Source organism: Paenibacillus sp. LHD-117 (assembly GCF_030929555.1).
Taxonomy (GTDB): Bacteria; Bacillota; Bacilli; order Paenibacillales; family Paenibacillaceae; genus Pristimantibacillus.
In genome coordinates this window covers 89,414-100,425 of sequence record NZ_JAVFVT010000013.1, presented here as the reverse complement: position 1 = coordinate 100,425, position 11,012 = coordinate 89,414, and the positions used below count along the sequence as shown (strand labels likewise).

7 protein-coding genes and 1 pseudogene are annotated in these 11,012 nt (G+C 54.5%); 1 reads left to right on the top strand and 7 read right to left on the bottom strand.

Features of this window, described 5'->3' with window-relative positions; genetic code table 11:
• Nucleotides 1-272: 272 nt before the first annotated feature.
• From RB620_RS12185 to RB620_RS12165, 5 genes are all read right to left on the bottom strand, one after another.
• Nucleotides 273-2,438, bottom strand: coding sequence for a glycoside hydrolase family 3 N-terminal domain-containing protein (locus tag RB620_RS12185; RefSeq protein WP_308094663.1), 2,166 nt, complete (start codon nt 2,436-2,438; stop codon nt 273-275).
• A gap of 22 nt (nt 2,439-2,460) precedes the next feature.
• The gene (locus RB620_RS12180) at nt 2,461-3,873 is read right to left on the bottom strand and encodes a sulfatase family protein (protein WP_308094660.1); all 1,413 of its coding nucleotides are present in this window, start codon (nt 3,871-3,873) and stop codon (nt 2,461-2,463) included.
• Between the two features lie 152 nt (nt 3,874-4,025).
• Nucleotides 4,026-4,886, bottom strand: coding sequence for a carbohydrate ABC transporter permease (locus RB620_RS12175; RefSeq protein ID WP_308094658.1), 861 nt, complete (start codon nt 4,884-4,886; stop codon nt 4,026-4,028).
• Between the two features lie 18 nt (nt 4,887-4,904).
• Nucleotides 4,905-5,795, bottom strand: a complete 891-nt coding sequence (locus RB620_RS12170) for a carbohydrate ABC transporter permease (RefSeq protein WP_308094656.1) — start codon at nt 5,793-5,795, stop codon at nt 4,905-4,907.
• A 138-nt stretch (nt 5,796-5,933) separates the two neighbouring features.
• Nucleotides 5,934-7,190, bottom strand: coding sequence for a sugar ABC transporter substrate-binding protein (locus tag RB620_RS12165; protein WP_308094654.1), 1,257 nt, complete (start codon nt 7,188-7,190; stop codon nt 5,934-5,936).
• Nucleotides 7,191-7,707: 517 nt separating this feature from the next.
• Between RB620_RS12165 and RB620_RS12160 the strand changes: the two genes are divergently transcribed.
• Nucleotides 7,708-8,748 carry a GNAT family N-acetyltransferase gene (locus RB620_RS12160; RefSeq protein WP_308094652.1) on the top strand — a complete coding sequence of 347 codons (1,041 nt, stop codon included), beginning with the start codon at nt 7,708-7,710 and terminating at the stop codon, nt 8,746-8,748.
• Between the two features lie 417 nt (nt 8,749-9,165).
• Here the strand turns inward: RB620_RS12160 and RB620_RS12155 are convergent.
• A pseudogene (locus tag RB620_RS12155) lies at nt 9,166-10,387 on the bottom strand (IS256 family transposase).
• A 480-nt stretch (nt 10,388-10,867) separates the two neighbouring features.
• Entirely contained in the window at nt 10,868-11,008 is a 141-nt protein-coding gene (locus RB620_RS12150; protein WP_308094650.1) for a hypothetical protein, read from the bottom strand.
• Nucleotides 11,009-11,012: the final 4 nt, after the last annotated feature.

Genomic DNA, 11,012 nt, shown 5'->3' with positions numbered 1-11,012 from the left:
CTTATTTGGTGAAAAAGAGTCCCTTTTCGTTTCTAACGGACCGAGCGAACGCTATTCGCGTCGATTTGCGGGTTTTGATATCCGCGAGACGGAAATAAGGTCATCACGGTCCGTTAGATTTGCAATTGGTCTATTTTCGACGAAATAAGGTCATTCGGGTCCGTTAGCGCGCGGATCATCGTATCGGACCGTCAGCGCTGGAATCATCCGAAGCGGATATCGTATCGGACCGCCAGCGCGCGCTGGCATCATCCGACAACTTAGCGCGTAAGTTATCCGTTCAATTTGAACGAAAGCGTTTGGACGTCCCGGCTGTTCGGGCCTACCATGACCTCGAACTTGCCCGGATCGCTTTTATATTGCAGATCGGAATGGTGATACCGAAGCATCTCTTCCTTAATTCCAAATGTGATTTCCTTGCTTGCTCCCGCTTCCAGCGTTGCTTTCTCGAACGCCTTCAGCTCGCGAAGCGGCCTGACGGTTTCGCCCGCGATATCGCGCACGTACAGCTGGACCGTCTCCTCGCCCGCGCGGTCGCCCGCATTCGTCACGCGAACGGTCAGCGTCAACTTGCCGTTAGCGCCAATCGAGTCCGCCGACAACGAAGCGTCCCCGTAGCGGAAGTCGGAATAACTTAATCCGTACCCGAACGGCAGCATCGGCGCGTTCGGAATGTCCAGGTATTGCGATTCGTAACGAACTGGCGCATCCGGGGAGCTTTGCGGACGACCCGTGTTGAACGCGTTATAGTAGACCGGCACCTGGCCGACCGATTGAGGGAAGCTCATCGTCAGACGGCCCGACGGATTCGCTTCGCCGTAGAGCAGCTCCGCCACCGCGGCGCCGCCCTTCGTGCCCGGATACCAAGCTTCCAGCACGGCATCGGCTTCGTCCAGGACGCCATGCAGATCAAGCGGTCTCCCGTTGAACAATACGGCAACCGTCTTCTTACCAAGCTCGCACACGCGCTTCACCAGCTCCAGCTGGCGGCACGGCAAGCGAATATCGGCACGGCAACCCGCCTCGCCGCTCATCTCCGAAGCTTCGCCGAGCGCCAGCACGACAACGTCGGCCGAGCGCGCGGCATCCAGCATCGCCGCTAGCTCCTCGTCCGTCATCTGCTCCATGCCGCAGCCTGCGGCCGTCACCAGCGATTCGCCAGCTACCGCGCGAATGCCCTCCGCAAGCGTGACGGCTTCCTCGCGGACGCCCATGCACGACCACGGTCCGAGCAAGTCGTCGCTCAGCGCGAACGGTCCGATCAGCGCAACCTTCGCGCCCTTCGCCAGCGGCAGCGCGCCGCCTTCGTTCTTCAGCAGCACGCAGGACTTGAGCGCCGCTTCATGAGCCGCCGCAAGATGCTCTTCGCTGAGTAGAATATCCCGCTCCGCCGCCGGGTCCGCGTACCGATGGGGCTTCTCGAACAATCCCAGCTTGCGCTTCAGCTTCAGAATGCGCAGGACCGCCTCGTCCACGAGGCGGATGTCCACTTCGCCGCTCTCAACCAGTTCCTGCAGGTGATGCGGGTAACACGGTGACATCATCTCGATGTCGACGCCGGCTTCGATCGCCTTCCGCGCGCATTCCTTCTCGTCCTCGGCCACGCCGTGCGGAATCATTTCCTTCACCGCGCCCCAATCGGAGATCAGCACACCGTCGAAGCCCCACTCTTCCCGAAGGAGGTCGCGCATAAGGCGGCGATTGCCAGAGGCCGGGATGCCGTCCACCGTGTTGAATGCCGTCATGACCATCTCGCAGCCCTCGTCCAAGGCGGCCTTATAAGACGGCATGTAATATTCGCGGCGCATCCACTCCGACATGTCGACGGTGTTGTAGTCCCGTCCGCCTTCGGCTGCCCCGTAAGCGGCAAAGTGCTTGATGCAAGCCGCGATTTTGTAAGGCTCGTCGGCCACTCCCGTGCCTTGATAACCGCGAACGAACGCCCGCGCGTATTCGCTGTTCAGCCACGGATCCTCGCCCGTCGACTCCATGACCCGTCCCCAGCGGGGATCGCGCGTCAGGTCCGCCATCGGCGAGAACGTCACGTGAATGCCCGCCACGGCTGCTTCCTTCGCCGCGATCGAAGCGGAACGACGCGCCAGCTCCATGTCCCATGAGCAACCGATGGCCAGTGGCACCGGGAAGATCGTCCGGTAGCCGTGGATGACGTCCGCCATCGTTATGAGCGGAATCGATAGCCGATTGCGGCGCATATGCGCTTCTTGGATCGTGATCGCCTCTTCTGCGCCGCCGAGTCCCAGCACGGAGCCCGTTTGGCTTACCGTTTCTTCCGTAATGCCCATGCCTTCCAGCGGCCCCGTGATTTGACCGGCGCTGTTCGCCCCTTCGTAGAAAGCGGGCGCGAGCTGAAGAAGCTGCGCAACCTTCTCCTCAAGCGTCATCTGCTCAAGCAATCTTTGCAATTCGATATCGTTCATTGCTTTAACCTCCAAGCTTAACCTAATGGATATATTCGTCCTGAACCTCGTCCATTAGCTTCTCTAGCTGCTTCGTCAGATCCGCGATCGTGTTCGCGTAATCCGGATTGCCGTATACGTTGTTCAGCTCGTACGGATCCTGCTCCAGATCGAAGCATTCCCATTCCGGCGGCCGGTTCTCGTCCCGCGAATCCGTTGTTCCAAGCGCTTGCGCGTAGTAGTAAATCAATTTGTATCGATGAGTCCGGATCCCGTAATGGGAATACACCTCGTGGCAGCCGTCCAGATGCATCCAATAGCGGTACACCATCGACGTCCTCCATCCTTCCGGCAAGACGCTGTTCATGAGCGGCCTGATGCTGAAGCCTTGCATCCGCTCGTGGATCGGCAAACCCGCGTATTCAAGGAACGTAGGTGCGAAGTCCGTATTCAGGATCATCGTCTCGTTCACGCTGCCCGGTTCAATCTCTCTCGGATAACGGATCAAGAATGGCATGCGCAGCGATTCTTCGTACATGAACCGTTTGTCGAACCAGCCATGGTCGCCGAGGAAAAATCCTTGGTCGGACGTATAGATGACGATCGTGTCCTCCGCCAGCCCCTTCTCGTCGAGATAGTCGAGCATGCGGCCCACGTTATCGTCGATGGAGGCAATGCAGCGCAGATAATCTTTGATATATCGCTGGTACTTCCACTTACGGACCTCTTCCGGCGTCAGACCTTCCGGCGGCGGGCCTTTCGTGTCCAAGTCGTTCAGATCGTCGATGCGCATCTTGGCCTGAACGGCCGCCTGCGAGCGCGTCGCGTAGTCGTCATTGAACGTAACCGGCTCGGGGATGTCGATATCCTCATAGAGATGCATGTGTTTGTCGTCCGGCTCCCAATGCCGATGCGGCGCCTTATGATGGCACATCAGCATGAACGGACGCTCCGGATCGCGCTTGTCGATCCAGTCCAGCGACTTGTCCGTAATGATATCCGTTACGTACCCTTCGAACTTCTTCCTCGTGCCCATCTCGAAAAAGTCCGGATTGCGATAATCGCCCTGATCCGGCAGCACGCTCCAGTAATCGAAGCCCGTCGGATCGTAGTGGCCGCCATGACCGAGATGCCACTTGCCGATCATCGCCGTCTGGTAGCCGTCCGCTTGCAGCAGCTTAGGGAATGTCACTTGGCGGCCATCCAGATCGTCGCCGAGCGTCTTAACGCCGTTGATATGGTTGTACGTGCCCGTCAGAATCGTCGCGCGGCTCGGCGCGCAGATCGAATTCGTGCAGAAGCAGTTGTCGAAGCGCATGCCTTCATCCGCGAGCCGGTCGAGATTCGGCGTCTCGTTGATCCGGCTCCCGTAAGCGCCGATCGCATGCGAAGCATGGTCATCCGACATGATGAACAGAATGTTGGGCCGTTTAGGCTTTGAAGCAGAAGCTGACATATACGCGTACCTTCTTTCCCCAAATAGTGAGAAATCCTCTATCGAGGTCTCTCAGTGATGAGCGACCGCGTCTATAGGTTGGATTTATCGCCAATTAGAATTTCGTTTTCGACATCTCGAAAACTTATAAATTCTAATGTGGAAATATTCGTCTATTTCATCCCGGAGATGCTGAAGTTCTCGATGATGTGCTTCTGGAAGTAGGTGAACAGCACGATTACCGGAGCGACCATAAATGTAGCGCCTGCCATCTGCAGGCCGAAGTTCGCGGCGTACTGCCCCTTGAGCAAGGACAAGCCAACGGACAACGTATAGAGTCCTTCATCGTTCGCGATAATGAGCGGCCAGAGGAAGCTGTTCCAGCCGGCGATGAACGTCAGAATCGCTTGCACGGCAAGAATCGGCTTCGAGATCGGCAGGACGATCTGGAGGAAAATGCGATATTCGCTCGCCCCGTCCAGACGCGTCGCCTCCAGCAGCTCCGTCGGAATCGTCGACATGAACTGGCGGAACAGGAAAATCGCGAAGGCGCCGACGAGTCCCGGCAAGACGACGCCCGTCATCGTGTTCGTGAGGCCGAGCGAGTTCAGGATCAGATAAACCGGAATCATCGTCACTTGGCTCGGAATCATCATTGTCGCTAGTACGAGCACGAACAAGCCGTCCCGGCCTTTGAAGTCGTACTTGGCGAAGCCGAAACCCGCGATCGCGTTGAGCAGCAAGCCGACGAACGAGATCGCGACGATGATCAGCGTGTTTTTAAGATAAACGCCGAAGTTCATGTTCCCGAACAAATATTGAAAATTATACATCGTGAAATTATCCGGCCATAAGGTCGGCGGAATTTGGACGATTTCGACCTCCGGCTTGAAGGAGGACATGATCATCCAGAAGAACGGCAGCAGGAAGAACAGGCCGCCGATGGTCAGCACGATGCCGGAAATCCATTGGAACGCGCGACCGCTTTCGCGGTCGCCCGAGCTCTTCCTTTTGCCAGCGGTTGTTGAACTCATAGTGATCTCTCCCTTGCCTTAAGTCATGTCCGACTCGTTCTTCTGCACCCGAAGCTGAACGAGCGTGATGGCGATAATGCAGACGAACAACACGAACGAACCTGCCGCCGCATAGCCGAAGTTGCTGAATTGGAAGCCGTTCTGGTAGATGAACAGCGCAACGGACAGCGTTCCGTCGAGCGGACCGCCTTCGGTCATGACGAACGGTTCCTCGAAGAACTGCAGCCAGCCGATCATCGTCGTGATCGAGACGAAGAAGATCGCGAAGCGAAGCATCGGTATCGTGATGAGCGTCACTTGCTGCCACGTGTTCGCCCCGTCGAGCTGCGCGGCCTCGTAGTAAGACTTAGGAATGCCTTGCAGCGCCGCGATGAAAATAATCATGTTCAGGCCGATCGCCTTCCACAGCGCCAGCAGGATCAGCGAAAGCTTGGCGATCGTCGGCTCCGTGAGCCAAGCCACGTCCGGCAAACCGACCGAATTCAACAGATAGTTGAACAGGCCTAGCGCCGGGTTATACAGATAACTCCAGACGACCGCGACGGCGACGATGTTCGTTACGGAAGGGAGATAATAAACGACCCGGAACGCTTTGAAGATGCGGGACGTGCCCAAATTGATCAACAAAGCGATGGATAGCGAAAACAGGATAACCAGCGGAACACCGATGACGACGTAGAACAGCGTGTTGAAAATCGCCTTATGGAAGACGGGATCCTTGATGACCTCCGCGTAATTGTCGAATCCGATGAATCCAACCCGATCCAGGTTAGCCAGACCCCCGAGGTCCATGTCCGTGAAGCTGATCACGAGCGCGACCACGATGGGAACGATGGAGAACAAGGTGAGCAGAAGCAAGGTTGGCGCGATAAAGACGTATGGAGCTTGCCTATTCAGAAAACCCTTCATGAGGAATGGTCACTTCCTTCTTTCATGCCGTGGCAAATATAGGAGCGGGCCGGCCTATGCAGCCGGCCCGCTTCGTTCGATGGAGGCGTCCGCGGCCGCAGCCGGGCGCCTCCAAATTTTAAGCTGGTCTAACGAAAGTTATTTCATGAATTTAACGGAGTCGGCGTTGAAAGCTTCAAGCTCTTTCTTCACGTCCGCGTTGTTGCGGTAGATGACTTCGAAGTGTTTCACGTAGCTTTGGCTGATTTGGGACCAAGCCGTGATGACCGGCATCGGAACCGCGGCGTTCAGCTGCTCGCCGATGACTTTGTAGAACTCGTTGTTTTTCAGGGAGTCGTCTTCCCATGCAGCCGTTGCGGCAGGCAGGGAGCTCGTGTATTCCATCCACTTCAGCTGCGTTTCGGATTTGCTCATGAAGGCAACGAATTTCGCCGCGGCTTCTTTGTTCTTCGAGTATTCAAAGATCGACAGGTTGGAGCCGCCGAGCAACGAAGTGTTGTTTTCTTTCTTAGGAAGAACGGCCATGGACCATTTGCCGTCGATGTCGGCTGCTTGGTCTTGGATCAGCTTGATCATCCAAGGGCCGCTGATGAACATCGGCAGGATGCCTTCCTTGAACGCCGGGATGATATCGAGACCGAGATCCTTCGGCGCGGAGCCGTTTTGGTAGAAGCTGTTGATGTATTCAACCGCTTCGACGAACTTGTCGCTCGCGAAGTCGGGCTGGCCGTCTTGCGTGAACCATTCCGCGCCGTTCTGGCGGGCGAACATGAAGCCCAGGGATTGTTCCTTCGGATCGATGCTGATGCCGTACTTGCCGTCGCCGCGAGCCGCAAGCTTCTGCGCCGCGTCGGACAGTTCTTCCCAGTTTTGAGGTGCTTGGTCATAGCCTGCTTCCTGCAATAGGTCGGTACGGTAGTACAGAACGCGAGTCTCGACGTACCACGGCACGCTGACGAATTTGTCTTCGTACGTTCCCGCTTCGACCGCGCCCGCGTAGAAGTTATCCTGCTTCAGCTCCGGATATTGTTCGACGTAAGGGGCAAGATCGGCGAGAGCGCCGGCATCCGCGAATTCCGGGATCCAGGACGAACCCATTTGAACGACGTCCGGACCTTTTTTGGAAGCGATGGCCGTCAGAAGCTTCTCATGTCCTTGATCCCAAGGAAGCGCCTGTACGTTGATCGTGATGTTCGGATTTTGTTTCGTGAACTCTTCCGCGAGCTTAGGCAGCGTCTTCGCTTCTTCGCCCATGCCCCAGACGCTCAGCGTGACTTTCTCGTCGCCGCCGTTACCGCCGTTCGCTCCGCCTTCCGTGTTGTTGTTCGCTCCGCAGCCCGCTAGCAAGCCTGCGCTAAGCGCGGCAACTGTCAATATCGATACTGTCTTTTTCATATTTGCTAACCCCTCTCGATGATGTCGTTATCATGGTTTTCATAAGGTGTACATACCCTTGCTTGCCCGTATTCAAGCACGCAAGGTTCATTACTGGCGAGAAGCGTAAACACCCCCATGTTTAGAATGTCCTGCCTAATTCTCTTCATTCCTGAATGCCATAATTTCAGCAAATTCGGTGAAACGTTTCGATCTATCTTAAAAATGCCATATTATAGCGCTTTTCATTGTGTAAAACACACAATTGAAACGTTTCGATTTGATTATAGTCGATCCTGTAATCGTATTCAAGAGGTTATTTTTGTTTTGTCGAAACGTTTCTATAACATTCTCTCTACATGCCTTGCCCTGCTTGCTTACATTTTGTTTTCAGTATTGTTTGCTTCATAAGCAAACTCCCCCTATCCCCCGTTCGTACGGATGCGCGATACTGCATATGAGAAAGAAATGATCGCCGGCCTCTCCGTTACGAGCGGCCTGTTAAGCCAAATACAACGGAAAGCTGGTGTTACGTAAAATGAACCTTGCATATACCCTGCGTCCCTTGCGGTTGCCGGAAGACTACGCTCCTCTCGCTGAGCTGCTGAACGGGCATTGGTCGGAGCCGACCTCGGCCGAGCGGCTGGAGGAGGACGACAAAAAGCTGTACGAAGTCGGACATACCTGGAAAGACGATAACGGCTTGCTTGTCGGTTACGACCGGACGAGACGAGTGGCCGTGACGGAGGATGGCTCGATCGCGGGTTATGTCTGGACTTGGCGCGCGCCATGGACGGAGCCGGGTTACCTGTGCAATACGTTAGTCGTCCGGGAAGATGTTCGGGAACAAGGCGTCGGGAAAGCGCTGCTGCGCCATGCGCATGAGTGGGCTTCGGAGCTGGGAGCTTCATCTTTGATCACGGAAGTATGGGACGATCAGCCGGAAGCGCTGCACTTCGCAGTTCGGAGGGGTTTTATCGTGGAGCGTCATGCCTATCAATCCTTGCTTCCGCTGTCGGATGTTCCCGCTAGCATCGCGGAACTAGATCCGGAAACCCTCCTCGCGCGCAGCGGCCTGCGATTGCTTACGCTTGCCGACGAGCCGGGGGAGGAGGGCAAACGTAAACTCTATGAGCTCGCTACGCCTACGATGCGGGATATTCCAAGCTTCCTCGGGGATGTGCCCGACTTCGATCAATGGAAGAAGTGGTATCTCGAAGTCGACGGCTTCCGGCCCGAGCTGGTACTCATCGCGGCGGACGGCGACCGGTTCGTCGGCATGACCAACGTGCTCCACATCGAGGCGACGAACGGCATGTATCACGAATATACCGGCGTCGACAAAGCGTATCGCGGCAAGGGAGTCGCTCAGGCGCTTAAGCTGGAAGCGATCCGCGAGGGCATGCGACGCGGAGCCGACTATATCCGGACGGACAACGATTCCATGAACGAGCCGATTCTGGCCATTAATCGCAAGCTGGGTTATCAACCGCTTAGAGGCATGTACCGAATCGTCGCTTCGATGGAGACGGTAGGCGAGGCACTGATGCGCGAACATCGCGAACACTACGAAGGTTAGCCGTGAACGGGCAGGACCGCGCGAGTGAATGCAGCCATCGTAAGCAAATGCCAGGCGTCGCCCCTCGAACCGACCATATTGGCGATGCGCATCGAAAGCACCTGTACGTCCTCCTGACCGCCCAAGAAGCTGATCTTGGCGCTGCGAAAGTTGAGTTAAATATTAAATCTAAATATACGATATTTTGTGTGTTACATTATCGAATTTCAAATGAACTGCTGACCCGTGTTCAGGCGTGGCGGTTAAATGAATATCACCACTCTCCTTAATTAACACAACAGCTAAGGCGCGTCCATCGAATGTTCGAATTTTTGTCAAAGAAGTTTTCGGTTGTAGTTGGATTGGCGCTGCTAAAACCAAGTAATTCACCCCATCCGGGTCTGTCAATAGTTTTGTGTAAACTCAGTTGAAATAGTTTCAGTGGATATAGGGGGTGACCCGATCTCCATAGTGGATGGACAGCTGGAGGATAATTTGTCCCAAGCCCTGTACGCGGCCGGTCCATTTCTTCATGACATCCATTGTGGATAGATATAGCATCCTTAGCAGTGACTCATCGTTCGGGAAGATCGTTTTCCCCTTTGTAACTTTGCGGAGTTGGCGGTGATAACTCTCGATTACGTTCGTCGTGTAGATAATCTTCCGGAGCTCTTCGGAGTATTGAAAGAACGCGGTAAGCTCCGTCCAGTTGGATCGCCAAGAGCTTACAGCATGAGGATATTTCTTGTCCCACACCGCTTCAAACTCATCCAGAGCGGTCGCGGCAGCCTGTTCGTTGACCGCCTTGTAAATCGGCTTGAGCGCGGCTGCAACGGCCTTCAAATCCTTATAGGAGACGTGCTTCATTGACGCCCGGATCTGATGCACAATGCACTTCTGGACATCGGTTTGGGGATAGACGGCGGCTATCGATTCGCTGAAGCCCTTTAGGTTATCCACGCAGTTGATGAGGATGTCCCTGACGCCACGGCTCTTGAGATCGTTTAAGACGCCCAGCCAGAACTTTGCGGACTCGTTCTCCCTGACCCACATGCCGAGGACGTCCTTGTGACCCTCGAGATCGATGCCGATCACCATATACGCGGCTTTATTCACAATCGCATTGTCGTGCCGCACCTTATAGTGAATAGCGTCCATGAACACGACCGCATAGACCTGCTGAAGAGGCCGATTCTGCCACTGCTGGACTTGAGGCAGGATCCGGTCGGTTACGTTGGAGACAAGCGTTGTTGGGGATAATTCCACGCCGTAAATATGATTATAATGAGCTTGAATATCCCGTATGGACATGCCCTTGGCATACATCGAGATAATCTGACTCTCTAGGCCAGAGAGGTCGTTCTGATGCTTCTTGACGATCTGCGGCTCGAATTCGCCGTCACGGTCACGGGGGGTACGGATCTCAATATCCCCAAGTTCGGTCATGACCGTCTTGGCTGGCATCTTGCCGTTTCGACTGTTACTCGTCTGTTTGTTCTTCGTGTCATGCTTGGCGTAGCCTAGGTGGTCATCCAACTCCGCTTCCATGAACTCCTGAACCGTAGAAGCGAATAACTTCTTCAACGCGTTCTGAATGTCTCCGGCGGGTCTTGATGTCATTCTCTTTAATGAAGCTCTGGATCTGCTCTTTCGTGAACATAGATTGTGTTCTCCTACCTCTCAGTGTCTACTACTAGTAGTTCGATTCAGAAATACCGTTACTACCCAATGTTTACCCATGAAGTCTATGATCTGCAATTCGATGGGCAACCGTTTGAGATGGCTAACGGCTGCCACAGCCGCTATTCGATTCAAATCGGCTGTTTATAAATTCTAACGGAGCTGGAGACCGCTATTGGCTGTCAAACATGGCCATTTCCCTAGAAATTCGTCCAATAAGTGCGCGTAGCTCCGTTAGAATTTAAAATGAGGCATAATAGGCAGAATAACGGCGGTGCGCTCCGTTAGCCCTCCGATCGATTCGGAGTATGGTTTGAGGGAGCGCCGCAGTCGTGATGGTTACGGAATTTTGGGATCGTTCTACTAGAATAGCTTGGTTTTGGAGTTTATACAATTTATTTTACAGACCCAAAAAAATGTTTTAGTGTATTCCCAAACACCATTAGGATAGAACGCCTTATCACGACTGAAAATGAGCGTGTCGTTCTTGTTGAAGCATGGCATCGTAAGGAAGAGTCACATTTTGACGAGAAAAATCTGTTGTTCCAATTTCGGATCGTTGAATTTTAATATCCCAATCTGTGTTAAAGCTTTTTTTCATCAGA